Origin of the sequence: Cupriavidus basilensis, assembly GCF_000832305.1 — a bacterium.
Taxonomy (GTDB): Bacteria; Pseudomonadota; Gammaproteobacteria; order Burkholderiales; family Burkholderiaceae; genus Cupriavidus; species Cupriavidus basilensis_F.
Window position 1 is genome coordinate 74,129 of the sequence record NZ_CP010537.1, and the last position, 20,922, is coordinate 95,050.

The 20,922-nt window shown below is 66.1% G+C and carries 19 protein-coding genes; 7 read left to right on the top strand and 12 right to left on the bottom strand.

The window, feature by feature from the left end:
* Nucleotides 1-228: 228 nt before the first annotated feature.
* Nucleotides 229-822 carry a hypothetical protein gene (locus RR42_RS21165; RefSeq protein WP_043352740.1) on the top strand — a complete coding sequence of 198 codons (594 nt, stop codon included), beginning with the start codon at nucleotides 229-231 and terminating at the stop codon, nucleotides 820-822.
* Between the two features lie 52 nt (nucleotides 823-874).
* The gene (locus tag RR42_RS21170) at nucleotides 875-1,876 is read left to right on the top strand and encodes an MBL fold metallo-hydrolase (RefSeq protein WP_043352744.1); all 1,002 of its coding nucleotides are present in this window, start codon (nucleotides 875-877) and stop codon (nucleotides 1,874-1,876) included.
* A gap of 31 nt (nucleotides 1,877-1,907) precedes the next feature.
* Here RR42_RS21170 and RR42_RS21175 read toward each other — a convergent pair whose 3' ends face one another.
* Together RR42_RS21175 and RR42_RS21180 are read right to left on the bottom strand one after the other, a co-directional pair.
* A complete protein-coding gene (locus RR42_RS21175; RefSeq protein ID WP_043352746.1) occupies nucleotides 1,908-2,342 on the bottom strand; it encodes an EamA family transporter in 435 nt (144 codons plus the stop codon).
* Between the two features lie 54 nt (nucleotides 2,343-2,396).
* Nucleotides 2,397-2,786 (bottom strand): GNAT family N-acetyltransferase, encoded by a 390-nt coding sequence (locus tag RR42_RS21180; protein WP_043352749.1) that lies wholly within the window; start codon nucleotides 2,784-2,786, stop codon nucleotides 2,397-2,399.
* 172 nt (nucleotides 2,787-2,958) lie between these two features.
* Here RR42_RS21180 and RR42_RS21185 point away from each other — a divergent pair, with 172 nt between their 5' ends.
* Entirely contained in the window at nucleotides 2,959-4,455 is a 1,497-nt protein-coding gene (locus RR42_RS21185; protein ID WP_043352751.1) for an AMP nucleosidase, read from the top strand.
* Between the two features lie 58 nt (nucleotides 4,456-4,513).
* Here the strand turns inward: RR42_RS21185 and RR42_RS21190 are convergent, their stop codons facing one another.
* Nucleotides 4,514-4,963 carry a LysR substrate-binding domain-containing protein gene (locus RR42_RS21190; RefSeq protein ID WP_419188904.1) on the bottom strand — a complete coding sequence of 150 codons (450 nt, stop codon included), beginning with the start codon at nucleotides 4,961-4,963 and terminating at the stop codon, nucleotides 4,514-4,516.
* A 61-nt stretch (nucleotides 4,964-5,024) separates the two neighbouring features.
* On the opposite strand from RR42_RS21190, the gene RR42_RS21195 reads away from it, so the two are divergent.
* On the top strand, nucleotides 5,025-5,720 hold the full coding sequence (locus RR42_RS21195; protein WP_043352753.1) for an HD-GYP domain-containing protein: 696 nt from the start codon (nucleotides 5,025-5,027) through the stop codon (nucleotides 5,718-5,720).
* A gap of 52 nt (nucleotides 5,721-5,772) precedes the next feature.
* On the opposite strand, the gene RR42_RS21200 is transcribed toward RR42_RS21195, so the two are convergent.
* Together RR42_RS21200 and leuA are read right to left on the bottom strand one after the other, a co-directional pair.
* Nucleotides 5,773-6,417: an OmpW/AlkL family protein gene (locus RR42_RS21200; protein WP_043352755.1), complete on the bottom strand. Its 645-nt coding sequence runs from the start codon at nucleotides 6,415-6,417 to the stop codon at nucleotides 5,773-5,775.
* A gap of 357 nt (nucleotides 6,418-6,774) precedes the next feature.
* Nucleotides 6,775-8,472, bottom strand: a complete 1,698-nt coding sequence (gene leuA, locus RR42_RS21205) for a 2-isopropylmalate synthase (protein ID WP_043357532.1) — start codon at nucleotides 8,470-8,472, stop codon at nucleotides 6,775-6,777.
* 811 nt (nucleotides 8,473-9,283) lie between these two features.
* Here leuA and RR42_RS21210 point away from each other — a divergent pair.
* The gene (locus RR42_RS21210; protein WP_052494839.1) at nucleotides 9,284-10,639 is read left to right on the top strand and encodes a hypothetical protein; all 1,356 of its coding nucleotides are present in this window, start codon (nucleotides 9,284-9,286) and stop codon (nucleotides 10,637-10,639) included.
* A gap of 230 nt (nucleotides 10,640-10,869) precedes the next feature.
* Here the strand turns inward: RR42_RS21210 and RR42_RS21215 are convergent, their stop codons facing one another.
* The 5 genes from RR42_RS21215 to phnN form a co-directional block, all read right to left on the bottom strand.
* Nucleotides 10,870-11,190 carry a DUF6587 family protein gene (locus RR42_RS21215; protein WP_043352757.1) on the bottom strand — a complete coding sequence of 107 codons (321 nt, stop codon included), beginning with the start codon at nucleotides 11,188-11,190 and terminating at the stop codon, nucleotides 10,870-10,872.
* Between the two features lie 18 nt (nucleotides 11,191-11,208).
* Nucleotides 11,209-13,080: a ferrous iron transport protein B gene (gene feoB, locus RR42_RS21220; RefSeq protein WP_043352759.1), complete on the bottom strand. Its 1,872-nt coding sequence runs from the start codon at nucleotides 13,078-13,080 to the stop codon at nucleotides 11,209-11,211.
* A 19-nt stretch (nucleotides 13,081-13,099) separates the two neighbouring features.
* The gene (locus tag RR42_RS21225; RefSeq protein WP_043352761.1) at nucleotides 13,100-13,405 is read right to left on the bottom strand and encodes a FeoA family protein; all 306 of its coding nucleotides are present in this window, start codon (nucleotides 13,403-13,405) and stop codon (nucleotides 13,100-13,102) included.
* A 513-nt stretch (nucleotides 13,406-13,918) separates the two neighbouring features.
* Nucleotides 13,919-14,911 (bottom strand): tripartite tricarboxylate transporter substrate binding protein, encoded by a 993-nt coding sequence (locus RR42_RS21230; RefSeq protein WP_043352763.1) that lies wholly within the window; start codon nucleotides 14,909-14,911, stop codon nucleotides 13,919-13,921.
* A 70-nt stretch (nucleotides 14,912-14,981) separates the two neighbouring features.
* The gene (gene phnN / locus RR42_RS21235) at nucleotides 14,982-17,021 is read right to left on the bottom strand and encodes a phosphonate metabolism protein/1,5-bisphosphokinase (PRPP-forming) PhnN (protein ID WP_043357536.1); all 2,040 of its coding nucleotides are present in this window, start codon (nucleotides 17,019-17,021) and stop codon (nucleotides 14,982-14,984) included.
* Nucleotides 17,022-17,592: 571 nt separating this feature from the next.
* On the opposite strand from phnN, the gene RR42_RS21240 reads away from it, so the two are divergent.
* Nucleotides 17,593-18,138: a MarR family winged helix-turn-helix transcriptional regulator gene (locus RR42_RS21240; RefSeq protein ID WP_043352765.1), complete on the top strand. Its 546-nt coding sequence runs from the start codon at nucleotides 17,593-17,595 to the stop codon at nucleotides 18,136-18,138.
* A gap of 150 nt (nucleotides 18,139-18,288) precedes the next feature.
* Here RR42_RS21240 and nadC read toward each other — a convergent pair whose 3' ends face one another.
* Nucleotides 18,289-19,125, bottom strand: coding sequence for a carboxylating nicotinate-nucleotide diphosphorylase (gene nadC / locus RR42_RS21245; RefSeq protein ID WP_043352766.1), 837 nt, complete (start codon nucleotides 19,123-19,125; stop codon nucleotides 18,289-18,291).
* Nucleotides 19,126-19,372: 247 nt separating this feature from the next.
* On the opposite strand from nadC, the gene RR42_RS21250 reads away from it, so the two are divergent.
* A complete protein-coding gene (locus tag RR42_RS21250; RefSeq protein WP_043352767.1) occupies nucleotides 19,373-19,672 on the top strand; it encodes an antibiotic biosynthesis monooxygenase family protein in 300 nt (99 codons plus the stop codon).
* 268 nt (nucleotides 19,673-19,940) lie between these two features.
* Here RR42_RS21250 and RR42_RS21255 read toward each other — a convergent pair whose 3' ends face one another.
* The gene (locus RR42_RS21255; RefSeq protein WP_043352769.1) at nucleotides 19,941-20,819 is read right to left on the bottom strand and encodes a LysR substrate-binding domain-containing protein; all 879 of its coding nucleotides are present in this window, start codon (nucleotides 20,817-20,819) and stop codon (nucleotides 19,941-19,943) included.
* Nucleotides 20,820-20,922: the final 103 nt, after the last annotated feature.

Sequence of the window (20,922 nt, forward strand, 5' to 3'; positions counted from 1 at the left end):
CGGCAGGGCCACAATCTATGTCGGCTTGATGACGTGCTCGTGACGAAAGGTCTTGAAGCAAAGGCAACCAGGCCGGTGCGATCGCGGGAACCGGCGCATGCCGAAGCAACCTTGCTGGCGGGAGGGCCGCGCCACCGCTGGCGCGGGAGGCGGGCTACCATGCCGCCAACCACTCAACCATGGCCGCGCGGCAGCCTCCGACCGGCCGCAGGCGCACGCAAGGCACGCATGAACGCACCCGCATCGACGTTTCCCGGCTCCCTCGATCCCCAGGCCCTGATCCGCACCTATATTCGCGCCAAGGACGAGAACCGCCCCCATCTGATGGCGCACGCCTTCGCTGCTGATGCCACGCTGGAGATGACGGTCAAGTCCGAGGCCATCACGTTCCCGGCACGCAGTGAAGGCCTGGCCACGATCAGCGACGTGCTGGTGCGGCGCTTCGGCCAGAGCTACGACAATGTCTACACGTTCTGCCTGGCAGAGGCCCCGCCCGCGGCCGATGCGCAACGCTATGGCTGCGACTGGCTGGTCGGCATGACCGACAAGGCCAGCGGCGGCGTGCGCGTGGGCTGCGGCAGCTACGCGTGGGAGTTCTCCGGGCAAGATGGCGCCCGGCGCGTGCAGGCACTCACCATCGTGATCGAGGCCATGGAGGTGTTGCCCGCCGACGCCGCGCAACAGGTGCTGGACGGCTGGCTGGCCCGCCTGCCCTATCCCTGGAGCACTGCCTCGCATGTTTGCGCGCAGGCTCCGGCAGTGGCACAGTTGGCACCGGCGCTGGCGTATCTGCGTTCCAGCGCGGCGCAAGGCAGCCGTTGATCAGGCAGCGGCACGTGGTCTTGCGTGGCTTGCCCTCCTAAAGGATCGTCCTATGCTCCCGCCCCGCATTGCTGGCCGCCTGACGGCGCTTTCGATGTTCTGCGCCCTCGCCCTTGCCGGTGTGCCCGCGCTGGCGCAGGTCCAGCCGCCAGCGGCCCCGCCGGCCAAGCAGAAGACCCAGGTGCCCGGCTACTACCGCATGATGCTGGGCCAGTTCGAGGTCACCGCGCTCTATGACGGCTATGTCGACCTGGACACCAAGGTGCTCAAGTTCACCAGCCCGGGCGAGGTACAGAGCCTGCTCGCGCGCATGTTCGTGGCCTCCACGCCCGGCATGCAGACCGCTGTCAATGCTTACCTTGTCAACACTGGCGCCAACCTGATCCTGGTCGATACCGGCACGGCGGCTTGCTTCGGCCCTACGCTGGGCCGCGTTGTCGAGAACCTGCGCGCGGCGGGCTATAACCCCGCCCAGGTCGATACGGTGCTGCTGACCCATATGCACGGCGATCACGTGTGCGGCCTGATGGCCGACGGCAAGGCCGTCTTCGCCAACGCCAACGTGTATGTCGACAAGGCCGAGGCGGGCTACTGGCTGGACGAAGCCAGCGCCGCGCGCGCACCACGGGACGCGCAGTCCTCGTTCGCCATGGCGCGCGCCGCCGTCGCCCCTTACCAGGCAGCCGGCCGGCTACGCACCTTTGGCGCGGGCGACCAGCTGGTGGCGGGCGTGAGCGCGGTGCCGGCGCGCGGGCACACCCCGGGCCACAGTGCCTACCTGTTCAAGTCAGGCAATCAAAGCCTGCTGGTGTGGGGCGATATCGTGCACAGCCACGCGGTGCAGTTCCGCCGCCCAGAGGTGGCGCTGGAGTTCGACTCGGACAGCACGCAGGCGGTGCGCACGCGCAAGAAGATCTTCGCCGATGCCGCGCGCGGCAAGCTGTGGGTGGCGGGCGCCCACCTGCCGTTCCCGGGGATCGGCCATGTGCGCGTGGAGAGCAAGGGCTACGCCTGGGTGCCGGTGGAATACGGGCCGGTGCGCACTGACCGGTAATATCGATGCGACCCCAGTGCCGCGTTGCCGCTTAGCGCTTGAACCCTAGCAACAGCACGCCGGCGCCAACCAGCGCGATGCCGGCCCACTCGCGCAGATTGGGACGCTCGCCGAGAAAGATCACGGCGAACATCGCCACCAGCAGCAGGCTCAGCTTGTCCACCGGCGCCACCTTCGAGGCATCGCCAATCTTCAGCGCCCGGAAATAACACACCCATGAGGCGCCCGTGGCAAGTCCGGAGAGCACGAGGAAGATCCACGTCCGCGGCGACAGCGCGAGCGGGTTGCTCCACTTGCCCGTGAGCACCACGAAAACACTCAGCACCACGATGATCACCGCCGTGCGCACCAGCGCGGCAAGGTCCGAGTTGACGCCTTCCAGCCCGATCTTGGCGAAGATCGCCGTCAGCGCGGCAAATGCGGCCGACAGCAACGCCCAATGAAACCAACCGGTGGAAGAGGCCATGTGTGGTTGTGCGCGATGAAGGGTTGAGCGGCAGGCCGGCCCGGGGGGCCCGGCTCAGGTGCGCCGGCGCTCCATGGCCACCAGCGAGGGCACAAAGCCGAGCTGCCCGAAGAAGGCCGCCTCGGACGAGCGCCCGGCGCGCAGCACCCACGTGATATCGGGATCCTTGCCGACGATGTGGCGCACCAGCGCGCGGCCGATGCCGCGGCGGCGATGGCTCGGCGTCACTGCGACCATCGACAGATAGCCGTTGGAGATGTCGTCGCACAGCGCCCGCGCGAAACCCACGATCTCTCCGTTATCGACCGCCACCACCACCCGTTGCGAGTTGGCGATCAGCCGGGCGAAGCGTTCCGTGTTGGCAACGCGGTGCGCCCACCCATTTGCCGCAAGGAGTTGTCTGGCCGCCTCGATCTCTTCTGGCAGCAGATTGCGGATTTCCATCGGGGCTCCCCATGCAAGCAGATACGGCAACTCGGCGCTGCCCTTCTGATGGGGGGCGTCACGAGGCGAGTGCGGCGCGGGGCCGCAAAAAGACTGCAGGCAGTGTAGCGAGCGCGCGAAGGCCCGTCAATTTGCGGCGGGCCATGTTGCTTCCGCTCTGTAGCGGGGTATCATGTTTCCCATGAATGCCTCGATCTTCTCTTCCGCCCATCCGGCCGATCAGCTGGCCGAGTTCTCCGACGCCGACGCGGCGCTGGCTCGCATCCGTGAAATCTACGATGCCTCGGTCGGCGCGATCCGCGCGCGCTTCGACGCCTTCGCCCAGGGCCAGCCGCTGCCGTCCGCGGCACATGCCTGCTATCCCTACCTGGGCATCTCGGTCAATCTCGAAACCATGGTCACCGACAGCCGGCCATCCTGGGGCACGGTTGCCTACCCCGGGGTCTACGGCACCACGGTCACCCGCCCCGAACTGCTGGCCGATTACTACCGCGACCAGATCGAGCGCCTGATACGCTACCACCGCGTGCCCGTGGTGGTCGGCGTCAGCCGCCGCCCGATCCCGTTGCCGTTCGTCATCGAAGCCTCCACCACGGACATCAGCTACACCCAGGCGCGCGAGCTCGAAGCCTCGTTCGTGCTGCCCGAGCTGAGCCGCATCGACGACGCCATCGCCAACGGCACCTATGAGCCGGTGCCCGGCGAAGCCTGGCCGCTCTCGATGTTTCCCGGCGAGCGCGTGGACCTGGCACTGCAGCGGCTCTATCACTACACCGGCACCGCGCCTCAGCATTTCCAGCGCTTTGTGCTGTTTACCAACTATCAGCGCTACGTCGACGAATTCATCGCGCTCGGCCGCTCGCTGATGGCCGCCGAAGACGCGCAAGGCGCGGATGGCTACGCGCGCTTCGTGGAACCCGGCGATGTGGTGCAAGAGCGCGGCGAGGCCGAGCCCGACGACGCCCTGCGCCCGCGCGCGCTGCCGCAGATGCCCGCCTATCACCTGGTGCGCGAGGACAAGCTTGGCGTCACGCTGGTCAATATCGGCGTGGGCCCGTCCAACGCCAAGACCATGACCGATCACCTGGCCGTGCTGCGTCCGCATTGCTGGCTGATGGTTGGCCACTGCGGCGGCCTGCGGCGCTCGCAACAACTCGGCGACTACGTCCTGGCGCACGCTTATGTACGCGACGACCACGTGCTCGATCACGACCTGCCGCCCTGGGTGCCGGTGCCGCCTATCGCCGAGATCCAGGTCGCGCTGCAAGAGGCCGTGGTGCGCGTGACGGGTTTGTCCGGCAACGAGATGAAGACCCGCATGCGCACCGGCACCGTTGTCTCCACCGACGACCGCAACTGGGAGCTCAAGTCCAAGGCGTTGTACGCCCGCTTCAACCAGTCTCGCGCGATTGCCATCGACATGGAAAGCGCCACTGTCGCGGCCAACGGCTTTCGCCTGCGGGTGCCGTATGGCACCTTGCTATGCGTGTCCGACAAGCCGCTGCATGGCGAACTCAAGCTGCGCGGCATGGCCAATGCGTTTTATCGGCAGCGGGTGAGCCAGCATATGTCGATCGGGCTGGAGGCGATTCGCATCTTGCGCGAGGGCGGTGCCGAGCAATTGCACTCGCGAAAGCTGCGCAGTTTTGACGAGCCGGCATTCCGGTAGGCAGGCTCCTGCCGGCGTTCCCGTGCGAGCGGGGACGCCGGTGTCTTGCATCCCTCACTCACCACGCGCTCGGGCCCCCACGCGCCTTGGCCAGCTTGCCCTCGAAATGCGCCACCAGGAAGTCAAGGAACGCCCTGACCTTGGCTGACATATTGTGCCGTTGCGGAAACACCGCATGGATGTCGGCGCTCGGCAATGCATAGTCCTCCAGCAGCAACACCAGCCGGCCGCTGCGCAGGTATTTCGCGAGATCCCATTCCGCCCGCTGCAAGATGCCTTGCCCGTCGAGTCCCCACGTCAGCGTGACTTCGCCGTCATTGCTGCTCAGCGGCCCGCGTAACTTGACCGTTTCGGTTCTCTTCCCCTTGGTGAACCGCCAGATGCCGTAGGCCGAGTCGTTCTGCCGCAGCACGATGCATTGATGCCGCGCCAGGTCATGCGGCATGGAAGGCGTTCCGTGCGCCTTCAGGTAGGACGGGGCCGCACAGACCAGCCGGTGGTTCGCCATCAGCTATTGGCGATATGCCTCGGCAGGCATAGAATCTCGCGCTTCGCCCAGCTTCAGCACCATGACTACGAATCCCCATGCGGTTATCACGCTGGCCAGCCTGACGCTCGCTGGCTGCCTGCGTTATCCGCATGCATCTGGCCATCTCGTTCGCACCGCGACGATCGCCGCGTGCCTTGCCGATCTGATGGGGCTGGATGCGGCGCACTGCGAGCGCATACGGCTCGTCACGCCGGCGCATGACGTGGGCAAGCTCGCCATCCCCGATGCCGTATTGCTCAAGCCCGGCAAGCTGCTCCCCGAAGAGCGGCAGGTGATCGAGCGGCATGCGGAGATCGGCGCGAACATACTTGCGGGCAGTGCGGACGCGCTGATGCGTCTGGCATCGCAGGTCGCGCACCATCACCATGAGCGTTTCGACGGCACGGGCTATCCATGCGGCCTGGCCGGCAAGGAGATCCCGCTGGCCGCGCGGATCGTGGCGATCGCCGATGCGTTCGATGCCATGACGGAGTCGCGCTGCTATCGCCCCGGCATGAGCGACGACGATGCGCTGTCGATTGTCTCGGCAGGCTCCGGCACGCAGTTCGACCCGGGCGTGGCGAGCGTTTTCCTCGCCAGCATCCCGCAGATACTGCGCAGCCGGAAGTCAGCGCAAGCGTTGCTGGATGCTGGTTCGGAGATGGCCGTGGTCGCGCGCTTCTATGGCTTGAGTCGCAACGCATTGCGGCAGATCCCGCGCCAAGCCAGAGCCTGACGCGGGATCCGCCGCGCGTTCGTTGTGCCGTGGTGCGACTTACCGCGTTTCGTCAGAAGCGGTAGCCCACGCCCATGCTGAACAGCCATGGATCCAGGCTCACGTTCGAGACCTTCACGCCGGCCGCCTTCACATCGCTCGACAGCCACACCTTCTTGACGTCGGCATTGAGGAACCAGTTCTTGGTGAGCTTGTAGTCCATGCCGATCTGCAGGGCCGGCGCCACGCTCCAGCTATCGAGCGACAGCGAATTGTTGGCAATGTCGGCGCCCCAGATGCGCGTGAAGTTCAGGCCGGCGCCGATATACGGGCGGAACGTGCCGTTGGGAATGAAGTGATACTGCACCAGCAGCGTCGGCGGCAGATGTGTGAAGGAGCCGATCTTGTTGCCATCGAGGTAGACGTTCTGCTTCTGCGGCACGGTCAGCACCAGCTCGGCGGCGATGTGCGGCGTGAAGAAGTAGGTGACGTCGAGTTCCGGAATCCACTTGTTGTTGACCGTGATGCGGTCCGAGGCGCCAACGCCGCCGATCGGGTCGGACTTGCCGGCCATGTCGAGATAGGTGCTGCGCAGGCGCACCATCCAGTTGCCCTGCGCTTCATCGGCAGCAGCAGCGGGCGTTGCGGCAACGGCGCCGAGCAAGGCAAGGGTGGCGATGGCGGTGGTGCACAGACGGGAATACAGGTGCTTCTTCATGATGGTTGGCTCGTGTTTTAGGAAACTTCACGCACAGTTTGGCGCAGCGTTTCCGGTCGAGCCTTGACCGAAAGCAAGAAGATGGGCACCTGTGGCGCGCGCATGCGCATGCGTCGCCGCGTTGCGACAGTCCCGGGCCGCGCAGCGCTCTTTCGCATTTCCAATCCCGGACCAAGCTTCTAAGGACATGCGCAAATATTCGTGGCGGCGAGTTTGCACCCGCCTTACGCTGTGCGCACAGTCAAGCAACGAGCATGTCGTGGGCGTCCCGCAAGGGCGTCTTTCCGGGTGTGCCCCGTGGGGGCGGGGCACACCGGTTTTTCTGCGCCGAGGCCTTGAGCCCGGGCGTGGGCGGCATCAATCGACCAGGGCGTCCTCGCGCTGCGACGGGCTGGCTGCAAGCAGGTGGCGGTTCACGCCCGACACCACGGCCTTGAGCGATGCCGTGACGATACTGGCGTCGATGCCGGCGCCGAAGCCCGTGGCGGAGTCTCCTACCCGCACTTCCACATAGCAGGCCGCGGCAGCATTGGCGCCGCACGACAGCGCGTGCTCGTGGTAATCCATCACGCGCACCGGCATGTCCAGCGCGCCGTTGAGGCCGCTGACGAACGCATCGATCGGGCCGTTGCCCCGGCCGCGCGCGCTGAGCGCTTCGCCATCGCGCAGCAACGCCACTTCGATCTCCACCTGGCCGTCGCTGCCGGACACCATCTGGTGGCCCATATAGCGCAGCGGCGCCTCATGTTCGAGGTATTCGCGCTTGAACAAGCCATACAAGTCATCGGCGCTGGCCTCGAGCCCGCTCTCGTCGGTCATCGACTGCACCGCGCGGCTGAACTCGATCTGCAGGCGGCGCGGCATATAGATGCCGTGCACCTGCTCCAGCAGGTAGGCCATGCCGCCCTTGCCGGACTGGCTGTTTACGCGGATCACCGCATCGTAGCTGCGGCCAAGGTCGGCCGGGTCGATCGGCAGGTAAGGCACCTCCCAGATCGCGTCCGCCTTGTGTTGCGCGAAGCCTTTGCGAATCGCATCCTGGTGCGAGCCGGAGAAGGCCGTGAAGACGAGGTCGCCCACATACGGGTGGCGCGGATGCACGGGGAGCTGGTTGCAATCCTCCACGCACTGGCGCACTTCATCGATGTCGGAAAAATCGAGCCCGGGGTCCACGCCCTGCGTGTAGAGATTGAGCGCCAGCGTCACCAGGTCGACATTGCCGGTGCGCTCGCCATTGCCAAACAGGCAGCCTTCCACGCGATCGGCGCCCGCCATCACGGCAAGCTCGGCGGCTGCCACCGCGGTGCCACGGTCATTGTGCGGGTGCACCGACAGTACGATGTCCGCGCGCCGTGCAAGATGCCGGTGCATCCATTCGACCTGGTCGGCGAAGATATTGGGTGTGCTGCATTCCACCGTGGTCGGCAGGTTGAGAATGAGCGGGCGCGTGGGGCCGGGCTGCCAGATCGCGGATACCGCATCGCAAACCTCGAGCGAGAAATCCAGCTCGGTCATGCTGAAGGTCTCGGGGGAGTATTCGTAGCTCCATGCCGTCTCGGGCATGCCGTCGGTCAGCGCCTTGATCAGGCGGGTGCCCTCCAGCGCGATCTCCTTGACCTCCTCGCGGCTCGCACCAAACACGATGCGGCGAAACGCGGGGGCGATCGGGTTGTAGAGGTGCACCACGGCGCGCGCGGCGCCGCGCACGGATTCGATGGTGCGCCGTATCAGGTCCTCGCGCGCCTGCGTCAGCACCACGATGGTCACGTCGTCCGGGATGCGGTCTTCCTCGATCAGCATCCGCACGAAATCGAAATCGGTCTGCGAGGCCGAGGGGAAGGCCACTTCGATCTGCTTCAGCCCGATCTTGACCAGTTGCTCGAAGAAGCGGAGCTTGCGCTGCGGGTTCATCGGCTCGATCAGGGCCTGGTTGCCATCGCGCAGATCCGTGCTCATCCAGACCGGCGCGCGCGTGATGCGCTTGGCGGGCCAGGTTCGGTCGGCGATATCTACGGCAGTGGCAGGGCGGTATTTGGTGGCGGGGTTGCGCAACATCATGACGGTTCTCCTTCCTCGCGGGAAGATGCAAGACACAAGAAGCAAAGGGCAAAAAGCAAAAAGCAGGACGCAGGATCGCCAGGGCGTTGAAGCGCTCAACAGCGAAGGCGTCAGAATGCCAATGCGGAAAAAGGGTGGCGCGAGGCTGCCGAACTGCCACTAGGCACTAGGCCCGGCAACCGATCAGTAGGTCTAGCAGTAGCGAGGAGGAAAGACGCGGCGCCGACAGGGCCGGTGCAACCACAGCAATGGCGGTACCCAGCGCGCAACCTGCTGCCGGCACGCGCGCGGCTGCAGCGATGCGGGAGGCATCGGCGGCGCGGCGGTGGAAGCAGGTGGCTTGGTGCATTGCGTAGTGTGTGGGAAGCGGTGCGGATGACCCGGATGGCGCGGATGGCGCGGCTTATGCCAATTACCAAGGTGCGTCGATCACTTGTACTTGTCATGCATGCCGAGCCCGCTGTTCAGCGCTCGGCATCCGGCAAGAATAGTCGAGAACGCGAACGGGCGTCAAGGACGAGTGCGCCGGGTCCCCTGCGGATAACCGGCTGGCCAGCCACCTCCGCCTGGCCTTCAGCACGGACTTGTGGTTGAGCCCCGACGTGCGTCAGCGTACATAGGCGCTGAACGCTCAGCCGTTTGGCTGGTACAGAAGCGTGCGCATCGTGACTAGCCTGGATAGCACGCGACCGTCCGATTCCGCCATTTTCCTGTCCGGTCGCGTCAACCTGACGAGTCTGGCCAGCGGCATCCTGCTTCGGCTTTTGTCGGCGGGGGGCCGGGATTCAACGCCATACGGGGAGACATCATGAGAAACACCAAGACGTGGCCAGCATGGCTGGCCTGCGCCGCCATGGCATTGCTGATGGCGGGCTGTGGCGGCGGCGGTGGCAGCTCGGGCGCCGCATCGCCCACCACCGCGAGCACCGCCGCGGATACCACTCCGGTGAAATACTCGGTGACGCTCACGATGACCTCGGGACAGGTCGGGGTGGGCCGCAGCATCTCGATGTCGGCCTCGGTGGTGGACAGCAAGGGAGCGGACGTCACGTCGTCCAGCACCTTTGCCTGGACGTCGTCCAGCAACGCCATCGCCACCGTGGTGCCGGCCGCAAACGGCAGCGCCACCATCACGGGTGTGGCGGTCGGCACGGCCACCATCCAGGTGGTGGCCACCGTCAAGGCGGCGGACAACAGCACCACGCAACTGCCCGCGCAAACGGCCACGGTGGCCGTGCAGCCCACCGCCGTCAGCTACAACCTCGCACTGTCGAATCCGGTCCTGTCGCTGGTTGACGGGCAGGTACAGCCGGTCACGGCGACGCTGGTCGATGGCAACGGCGGCGACGTCAGCGCAGCCGTGCACGACTGGGCCTGGGCCAGCTCGATTAGCAACGTACAGGTCAGCGCCGCGCAGAATGCCGCATCGCTGACGGGCGTCAACAGCTCGGATACCGCCGCCGCGGTCGGCACGGTCACGGTCTCGGTCACCGCGCCCAACGGCATTGCTGTCAGCGGGCAGATGCTGGTGACGGTGCAGAAGAACACTGGCTACACCTACCGGCTCGAGCTATCACAAGGGGGCGTGCCCATCAACGCGCTGTCGGTGCTGAACGGCTATCCGCAGATCTTCAACGCGCGCGTGATCCGCAGCGATTCGCATGATTCCACCGCGGATTTCGACGGCACCTGGCGCTACGCCGCCACCTCGCCAACGCTTTCCGTTGCGGCGGACCCCGCTACGCGGCAGGCCACGTTGAGCACCAGCATCGTGATCGGCACGCCCACCGTGCAGAGCTTGCTGCAGGTGAGCGCGGCCAGCAGCAAGATAGCGGGCACGCCCAAGGCCAGCCTGACCGTGACGGAGCAGCCGAAGTGGGCGCTGGTCTATAACGGGCCGCAACCGCTCAAGCTGCTGCTGTCGCTGCCCGTGCCGACTCCCGTCACCGCCACGCTCATGAATTTCGGCGCCAACGCGCCCTATCTTGGCTGCACGGGCTGGAGCTGGACCAGCAGCGCCAACGTAGCGTTCGCGGGTGGCGTCAATGCCGCGCAGATCGTGGTGACGCCTTTGGCGCTCGGCGATTTCACAGTGACCGCAACCTGCACGGCCGGCCCTGAACTGCAGCCGATTTCCATCACGATTCCGGGAACGGTGAGTTGATGCGGCGCCCAGCTTTGGCCTGAGCTTTCACGCGGCGCCCGGCATGTGTTCCTGCCGGGCGCCGTTGTTGATGGAGATCGTGCCACGCAGATGTTGGCGAGGAGGGAAAGAGCGAGGGAGGAGGTGCCGAAGACGCTGTGAACCAGCGCGGCGAACCCAAAGCGTACCCGTTTCTGCGTGGATCAAAAACGTGGCCAGCGATGGGTTTTGGGGCGTGACCGTGCTGCCAATCAGCGCTTGGCCACGAAGCGGATGACTTGCTCGCTGGCCTGCGTGACCGGCGCTGGCTGCGCGCTGCCAGCGGTGCTGGAGCCGCAGGTATTGCACCCGCCGCTGTCGCAGCCGCTCGCGCAGCCGGCCGCGGCCTGTGGTGCCAGCCAGGCTGCCGCGCGCCGGCGCCATCCGGTGGCATCGGTGCCACCCAGGCGCGCAGCCAGCCCGGCCTTGATCCGTTCGCGGGTGCGCGGCGCATAGCGGGCCAGCACGGAGATCGTGCAGGCCAGCACGATCAGCGGCACCAGCAGGGTTTCAACGGCGTGGTAGAGGCTCATGGCTGCAATGTCCTCGCTTCAGCTCAGCATCAGGGTGATGTGGTACGTGGCAAAGGCCGCCACGTAGCCGAGCCCGAACAGGTAGGCCGTCGAGGCAGCCATCACCTTCCAGGAGCCGGTCTCGCGCCGGATCACCGCCATCGTGGAGATGCACTGCGGCGCGAACACGAACCAGGCCAGCAGCGACAGCGCGGTGGCCAGCGACCATTGCGCGGCGATCATCGGCACCAGCTGGCTGGCCATGGCGTCCTCGCTGCCGGACAGCGCATAGACGGTGGCCAGCGCGCCTACGGCGACTTCGCGCGCCGCCAGGCCAGGCACCAGCGCGATGCAGATCTGCCAGTTGAAGCCGATCGGCGCAAAGACATGCTCAAGCGCCCGGCCGATCATGCCGGCGAAGCTGAAGTCGATGGCCGGGGCGGTGGCGCCGTCCGGCGGCGACGGGAACGTGGCCAGGAACCACAGCACCACCGTCAGCGTCAGGATCACCTTGCCCACGCGGGACAGGAAGATGCGGGCACGCTCCCACAGGCCGATCGCCACGTCGCGCACATTGGGGATGCGGTACGAGGGCAGCTCCATCATCAGCGGGTGGTCGGTGCGGTCACGGCGGAAATACTTCAGCACGTACGCCACCACCAGCGCGCTCACGATGCCCGCCACATAGAGGGCGAACAGCACCAGGCCCTGGAGGTTGAACATCCCCATCACCGTGCGCGCCGGGATGAAGGCGCCGATCAGCAGCGCGTACACGGGCAGCCGCGCGGAGCACGTCATCAGCGGCGCCACCAGAATGGTCGCGAGGCGGTCGCGCGGGTCCTGGATGGTGCGCGTGGCCATGATGCCGGGAATCGCGCAGGCAAAACTGGAGAGCAGCGGGATAAAGGAGCGGCCGGACAAGCCGGCGCCCATCATCAGGCGGTCGAGCAGGAAGGCGGCGCGCGGCAGGTAGCCGGATTCCTCCAGTGTCAGGATGAACAGGAACAGGATCAGGATCTGCGGCAGGAACACGACAACGGCACCCAGGCCGGCGATCAGGCCATCCACCAGCAGGCTGCGCAGCATGCCCTCGGGCAGATGGCTGCCGACGATCTCGCCGAACCAGTGCACGCCGCCCTCTATGCCGTCCATCAGCGGGGTGGCCCAGGAGAACACCGCCTGGAACATCAGGAACAGCAGCACGGCCAGGATCACCAGGCCGAACACCGGATGCAGCAGGATGCGGTCGAGCCGGTCGTCCATGGCCGCGGTACGTGCCGGCATGGTCACAGCGGCGTCCAGCAGGCGCTTGACCTCCTGGTGCACGTCCATGTCGGATGCCGGCTCGGGGGCGGCATCCGGCACTTGCGGCAAGGCCGCGTCCAGTGCGGCCAGCAGGCTGGCGGCGCCATCGCGCTTGACGGCAATCGTCTGGACCACCGGCACCCCGAGCGCGGCGGCCAGCTTGTCGCGGTCGATGCGGATGCCGCGCTTGGCCGCGGCATCGCTCATATTGAGCACCAGCACCATGGGCAGGCCCAGGCGGCGCAGTTCCAGCACGAAGCGCAGGTGCAGGCGCAGGTTGGTGGCATCCACCACCGACACCAGCAGGTCGGGGCGCGGCTCGCCCGGGCGCTTGCCCAGGCAGATATCGCGCGTGATGGCTTCATCCAGGCTGGCTGCATGCAGGCTATAGGCACCCGGCAGGTCCAGCACACGCACCTGCCTGCCGGCCGGCGAGACGAAATGGCCTTCCTTGCGCTCGACGGTGACGCCGGCGTAGTTGGCCACCTTCTGGCGGCTGCCGGTCAGGCGGTTGAACAGCGCGGTCTTGCCGCAATTGGGATTGCCCACCAGCGCAACGCGCAATGCGGGACGCTGGGAAGCGGAAGTCGGGTTGGCGACAGACATATTCTTGGCAGGTGCCCGGTCAGGCAGCGGAGCGTTTGGCGGCGGGCGCGTCGGGTTGCGCTGCCGGCGTGATGCTGGAGACGGTGGCGCTTAGCGCTTCCACGGTGATGCGGGCCGCTTCGGCGCGGCGCAAGGCAAACCGGGTAAAGCCCACCTGGGCGACAAGGGGATCCATGCCGAACGGTCCCAGCGCGATGACCTGTACGGCTTCGCCCGGCACAAAGCCGAGTTCGCGCAGGCGGCGTGCTACCGGATCGTTAGGAGAGTTGTCATCGATCGACACGATGACAGCGGCGGCGCGCCGCGGAAGTTCAGACAACCGCATGTGGCTTCCAGTCCGTTGGCGCGAGGCACGGCACGCAGTCGGCAAACTCACACCAGGGTTGGTAAATGAAAATCGTTCCTATTGTAGCCGATTTGCATGCGGGCGTTTTGATTTCGCGCAGTTGTGCTGTTCGTGCGCGCTGCCTGCATGGCGCACCACAATGCCGGCGGCGCGCAATCGCCCGAAGCGCACGTCAGGCAACATTCGGCCGCGCCCGCACCGATATCGGCGCCGCTCGCGAGTGTGAGCAGCGCGCTGGTGCCGGTGCCGCCGCCGAGGTCCTCCGTGCCGCGCAGGCCCCAGCGCGAGCCGCAGAGGCGGCAAGTGCAAACGCAAGGCGCAAGCGGTCGCACGGGATCCGTGATGGCCGTGGCGTCGCGGTGTTGCAACGGGATTGGGTGGGGGGCGGGCGGCGCGCGGCGCCCCGTGGGTCTCAGCTGGCCCTGGCGAGCTTTAGCAGGCTCTGTTGGCCTCTGTCGGCTTTTGTTTGTTTTTGTTGGTTTTTTGCGGGTCCTAGTCGACCCGCAGGCCGATCTGCGCGGCGAGCTTCTTCCAGCGCTCGATATCGGTGTTCACCAACTTCTGGAATTCCGCCGGGCTGCTGCTGGCGGTTGCAAATCCCAGTTGGGCGAGATTGGCCTTGACCTCCGGCTTGGCGACGGCCTTGGCGATGGCCGCGTTGAGCTTGTGCACGATGTCCGGCGGCGTGTGCGCCGGGGCCAGGATGCCAAACCACTGGTCCACGTCATAGCCACTGACCCCAAGCTCGCTCACCGAGGCCACGTCGGGCAGCAGCGGCGACCGGCCTTTGGAGGTGACGGCCAGCGCGCGCAGCTTGTTGGCCTTGAGGTAAGGCACCGTGTTGCTGAGCGTGTTGATGCTGACGTCGGCCTGGCCGCCCAGCACGTCAGCCAGCGCCGGAGCGCAACCCTTGTAGGGCACGTGCAGCAGGTCGATCCTGGCCGAGATCTTGAGTAGTTCGCCGGCAAGGTGCTGGGGCGTGCCGTTGCCGCAGGAGGCGTACGTCGGCGGCTTGCCCGAGCGCCCGGCCGCGAGCAGGTCATTGAAGGTCTGGATCCTGGAAGAAACGGGTACGGCGATGACGGATGGCACGGATGCCACGGAGATCACCGCGCTGAAGTCCTTGCCCGGATCGAACTGCAGGTTGCGGAAAACGCCGGGGTTGATCGCAAAGCTGCTGTTGACCACCAGCAAGGTATAGCCGTCCGACGGGCTCTTGGCGACGTACTCGGCGCCGATATTGCCGCTGGCGCCCGGCCGGTTGTCGACCACCACCGGCTGGCCCAGGCTGCGGCCCACCTCCGTGCCGATCACCCGCGCCAGCGTGTCGGTGCCCCCTCCCGCCGGGAACGTCACCACCAGCCGGATCGGCTTTTGTGGAAAGTCGCCGCCGATATTGGCGCTCGCCTGCGCGGGCAGGCCGAACAGGGTGGCCCCCAGCAAGGAGATCGATGCGAGACTGCGTACCACGGACAGGAATGTCATTTTTTGCCTCATCGGTTGAAGGAAATGATAGATCAGTGCGGCAGTGCGGGCGGCGCGCCCGGACGCGCTGCTAGTCCGCCAGGATACGAATCGGCGGCCCGGCAAGCTCCGCCGAAGCGTGGGCCCGTACGCCCGCCTCCAGATCGCTGGCGGTCTGGGCGTGGATCCTGAACAGCGGTTGCCCCGCAACGAGCCGGTCGCCCACCGTGCACAGCAGGTCCACGCCGGCGCCAGGCCGGCGTGGCGCACCGGCGCCGCGCGCAATGCCAGCGATGGCAAATCCGTTGATGTCCGCGACGACGCCCGCCGTGCTGGCCGGTACGGTGTGGACGTGCTGGCCAGGTGCATCCGGTGCCGCCCTTGCGCCCTGCGCAGCCACGATCCGGTCGAATGCGGCGCTTGCGGCTCCGCAGGCAAGCAATTCGCCCGCCATCCGCCGTCCCTCGGCGGGAGATCCCACGGCCGGGTCGAACGCAAGAATCTGTCCGGCAAAGAACAGGGCCTTCTCGCGCAGGTCCGCGGGTGCGTCGGGGCTGCCGTTGAGTACCTGCAGCACATCCCGCACTTCCAGTGCCGGGCCCACGCCGCGCCCGATGGGTTTGCTGCCGTGCGTCGCGAACGCGCGCACCTGCATGCCCAGCCCCGCGCCCACCGCTTCGAACAAGACGCCCAGGGCTTGGGCTTCGGCTTGCGACTTGAGCTTCGCCTGCGGGCCGAAGGGCAGGTCGACGATCACGTGGGTCGAACCTGCGGTGTATTTCTTGGAGAGGATGGATGCCACCGACCACCGGTTGGTGTCCAGGCCGAGCGGGCGCGTGATGGCATTCATCACATCGTCGATAGCCGAGTGATTAAGGCGGCCGTTCCAGGCAATGCAGGCCCGCGCTTGCTCCACGCAGCGGCGCACGTCGTCGATGTCCAGGTCCACCCGCGCCACCGTCTCCATGGCCTCGGCGGTGCCGGCCGCGGAAGTGATCGCGCGCGACGAGGTCTTGGGCATCGCCAGCCCGAACGCCGCGACGATCGGCACCACGATCAGCGTGATGCGGCTGCCCGGCACGCCGCCCATGGAGTGCTTGTCCACCACGATGGGTTCGTCCCAGCCGATCCTGGGGGCAAAGCGCGTGCGGGCACGCGCGACGCTGACCACTTCCGCATCGGTGAGGTGCTGCGAGGCAGCCACCAGGAACGCGGTCAGCTCGATCTCCGTATAACGGCCCTCCACCGCATCGCGCAACACGGCTTCGTATTCGGCCTCGCTCAAGGCATCGCCGCGCAGCTTCTTGCGCAGCACATCGCGGCTGACGGGGCCGGGAATCCGGCGCAGGCGCACCGTACTGCCGGGCGCAGCGCCCAGGCGATCGAAGAGGGCATCGGACAGGCCGATTTCTTCGTCCTGCAGCAAGGCCGGGCTCTCGACCACATGCAAGGCAGCGGGGATCTCGACCGTTCCCGAGCGCACGGCCATGCGGGTCTGGCCAGCGGAAAAGGCGGGCGACACATAAGCAATGTGCGCGTCGCCGGTGGCGATCGGCATGCGTCTGGCCTTGAGCGGCGCCGGCGCCGTGCGCAGCGCTTCCAGGAAGCGTGCGATGCCCACATCCATGGCCGCGTCGTTCGATACGCAGACGCTCGCCACGCCTGCGGGAATCGGATCGGGCATGCGCTCCAGCCTGCGCAGCACCGCGTCGCCGGATTCGCGTCCGCGCGCGGCAATGCGCTGCGCCAGCACCTGCAGCGGCGCCGTGACATGGATGACGACGAAGTTGCGCAGCTGGCCAGCCAGCGCGGCAACGATGCCGCGCGAGCCGTTGGCGATGACGTGCCGGCCGCGCTCCAGTTCATCCAGCAAGCTGGCCGGCAGCCCATAGCGCAAGCCATGCGCTGCCCACGTGATCAGGAAGGCGTTGGCCGCCTCGCGGGCCGAGAATTCGACCTGCGTCACGCCCTCGTGGTCCTCGCCCGGCGAACCCGTTGGCCGGGTGATGACGCGCCTGGCAAATACATAGCGCGGATCGGCCAGCAGCGCCGCCCTGGCACCGTCCATCAGCGAGTCCTTGCCCGCGCCGCTGGGGCCAACCACGAGGAAGAGGGTGCCGGCAGCCTGCATCGGCTTATCCCGCGTGGTGGAGACCGCCGCCAAAGCCGATGGCCCGACGCGGTTCGGATAGCGGGCGGCTTCCAGGCTGCTTGTGCATGTGTCGTTCCAGGTCTCGTGGTTCTTCATGGCCATCCTTATCCTTATCCATATCCTTCTCTTGGTCCCGTTTCGTCGGCTGTGCCGCAGATGTCCGCATACGTCCGCAGACAATATGCTTAGATATCGAAGTACAAGGGCAATGCTAGCACCAGATGAAATCTTGTCAAGATAAGTTCGACATCTAAGAATATGCAAGAGTCGGGCCATAGCCGGGAAGGGCCGTATCCACGGCCTGTGTCGGAGATTCCGGCAATGTCCAGCAGGGAAATCCCTCTGCGCGTGCGTTGTCGCGTCGCGCGTGGCGCAAGCCTGCACTGATGTAGCGCACACTACATCAGTACGAACCAAAATGGTTAGCTGGCGAAGTTCCGCCGGGAGAGCGGCGTGGCGGAACATACGGCCGCTTTGCCAACGCGTTATCATGCTTTCCATCATCGGGCGCGGGCACGGTCGGCGCCGACAAGGACTCCCACACCGTCTTATGGCCACATCGAAATTGACTGAAACGCAGGCGCCCGCCCAGCCGGGCGACATCGCCAACGAGCGCCTGGCGCATATGGTGAAGGACGCCGCCCGGGCCTATATCCGTGCCCTGCAGATGCGCCTGGCCGAACACACTGTTTCCTATGGGCACTGGACCATCCTGCGGATTCTCTGGGATCACGACGGCTTGTCGCAGCGCGAACTGAGCGACCTAGCGGGCGTCACGGAGCCGACCACGTTCGCGGCGGTCAAGGCGCTGGAAGCGCTGGGCTATATCGAGCGCACGCACCTGCCCGGCAACAAGAAGAATGTCCATGTGTTCCTGACCAAGACGGGACGCGCCCTCAAGCGCAAGCTGGTGCCGCTGGCCGAGGAGGTCAATGAGATCAGTGTCGAGGGCGTGTCGGCGGAAGAGGTGGCCACCGCGCGCAAGGTGTTGATCGCCATCAACCGCAACCTGGCCAAGGACGAGGCAGCGGCCCAGGGCACGGCACGGCGTGTGCCATCGACGCGCGAGCTGGGGCGGCTGCTGGCGGATCTTTGACCCAGTGACGGCGCTGGCGGCGAGCGCGGCATGAAAAAAAAGCGCGCGAGGCAGCAGCCAGGCGCGCGTCAAAGTGGCGGGAAGGAGTGACTCCCGCTCACACGGTATCTCTCACACGGTGTCTTTACACCGCCTGTTCACTCTGCTTGTTCACACCGCATCGTCCAGCCCGATATCCACGGCCGGCGCGGACTGGGTGATCTTGCTGGTGGAGATGTAGTCAACGCCGGTCTCGGCGATGGGGCGGATGGTCTCCAGGTTGATGCCGCCGGACGCCTCCACCTTGGTGCGCCCGTTGACGATGGCCACGGCTTCGCGCATGTCGGGCACCGACATGTTGTCCAGCATGATCACGTCCACGCCGGCCTGCAGGGCCTCACGCACCTGGTCCAGGCGATCGCACTCCACTTCCAGCTTGGTCAGCACGGGCAGTTGCCGGCGCGCGCGCGCAACGGCCGCGGCAATGCTGCCGCACACGGCGATATGGTTGTCCTTGATCATCACGCCGTTATCGAGCCCCAGCCGGTGATTCAGGCCCCCACCGCAGGTCACCGCGTGCTTCTCCAGCACGCGCAGCCCCGGCGTGGTCTTGCGGCTGTCGATCAGGCGCGCCTTGGTGCCGGCGATGGCCTCCACGTAGCGGGCGGTATGGTTGGCGATCCCGCACAGCCTTTGCATGATGTTCAGGGCGGTGCGCTCGGCAGTCAGCACGCTGCGCGCGGAGCCGCTGACGGCGATCAGGATGGCGCCCTTGGCGACCTTGTCACCGTCGTTGACGCGCACATCCACGTGCAGCGACGGGTCGTAGCGCGAGAACACGCGGGCGGCCACATCTACACCGGCGATCAGCATGGGCTCACGCGCATTCATATAGAACGAACCCGTCTCGCCCTTCTCGATCATGGTGTGGACCGTCAGGTCGCAGGCGCCGATGTCTTCGGTCAGCCACAGGTCAATCAGCTTGTCGGTTGCAAATGAGTCGTACATGCTTGGCTCCAGGGTTCCGGGGGTCCGGTGGGTTGATGTCGCGGTCTTGATGTGAAGGCGAAAAATACTTAGATATCGAAGTACGTGTGGCAATCCTAGCAGTTGCCGTGGCCTTGTCAAGTAATGTTCGACATCTAAGAATAATTTCGCGGCGACGCGCGATGTCCCGGCCTGTCATAGAATGCTTGTCGACGCACGGCCGGGCCAGGCCCCGGCCTTCCTGACATGCACAGACGGAGCACATGACATGATTCTCGAAATAGCGCAGTTCCAGATCAAACCGGGCACGGAGCCGGACTTCGAGGCAGCGGTTGCCAAGGCGGCGCCGCTCTTCAAGCGCGCCCGCGGCTGCCACGCCATGCGGCTGCTCAGGTCGATCGAAAACCCCTCGCATTTCACGCTGGAAGTCAAGTGGGAAACGGTCGAGAACCACATGGTGGATTTCCGCGAATCCGCGGACTTCGCCGAATGGCGCAAGCTGGTTGGCGACTACTTCGCCGCTGCGCCCGACGTGGGCCATGTCAGCGTGGCGGTCGAAGGGTTCTGAATCCGGACTGGCGGGGCGATCCGCCTCCTCCGCATGAGTGGGGTCCCGAATAACGCAATTGCGTTATTGGTGGAGGAAAGTGCAGCGGGTAAGCTGCTTGCACGCTGAACACCCCGTTCCACGCGTATTTGACATGCCACCTGCCGGTAAAGCAGGTGGCATTTTCTTTATGAGCCTGGTGTTTACCCTGGGTGCGTTCGCCATCGCAGGCGCTCGCCGCATCTCGGGGAGAGCCGGGAGGGCCCGGCTCTCTTTCTCCCTCATCTTCCTAATTCTCATCCCGCATCTTCTCCAGGAAGCGGTCGCGCGCGGGCTCGTCCGTTCCCGCCTTCCAGACGCAATAGACCTCCGACGGCACCGTCGCCTGCGCCAGCGGCAAAAACACCGCCCCCGCCATTGCCGACCTTTGCAGCGCCGCCGGCACCACCGCCACGCCGGTTCCTTGCGACACCAGGGACACCACCGACAGCCAGTGCCGCACCTCATGCCGGATCTGCGGATAGAAGCCCTGCGCCGCGCACATCTCGAAGATGCGGTTGTAGTAGTCGGGCGAGGCCTTGCGCGAGAACAGCACGAAGGGCTCGCCACGCAGCTCGCTCAGTGCCACGGTGGCCTGGCGCGCCAGGCGGTGGTCATGCGGCACGCAGCACAGGAAGGGTTCGCTATGGACTAGCGCGGTGGCCAGTTCGCTGGGCACGCGGTCGGTGTGGATGAAGCCGGCATCCAGCCCGTCATGCAGCAGCGCGTCGATCTGCTCCTGTGAGTTGAGTTCCGTCAGCGCCACCTGGATGCCGGGGTAGCTGGCCTGGAACTCCCGCAGGCGCTGGGGCAGGCCGCGGTACAGCATGGAGCCGACAAAGCCGATGCGCAGCCGCCCGACGGCGCCGGCCTCGATCTCGCGGGCCAGCAGGCGGGCCTCTTCGGCCTGGGCCAGCAGCGCGCTGGCCGATTCGCGAAAGGCCCGGCCGGCGGCGGTCAGGCGCACGCCGCGGCTGTCGCGCTCGAACAGGCGGGCGCCCACCGAGGCTTCCAGCTGCTGGATATTGAGCGATAGCGGCGGCTGCGAGATCGACAGGCGGCGGGCGGCCCGGCCGAAGTGGAGTTCTTCGGCGAGGACGAGGAAGTAGCGCAGGTGACGGAATTCCATGGCGATACAAAAAATATATGGACCAAGCCAATTTTAGAATTAGACACGAATCGCTGGACTTTGAATAATGCAGACAAAGTATCCGGCTCCACCTGCCGGCACA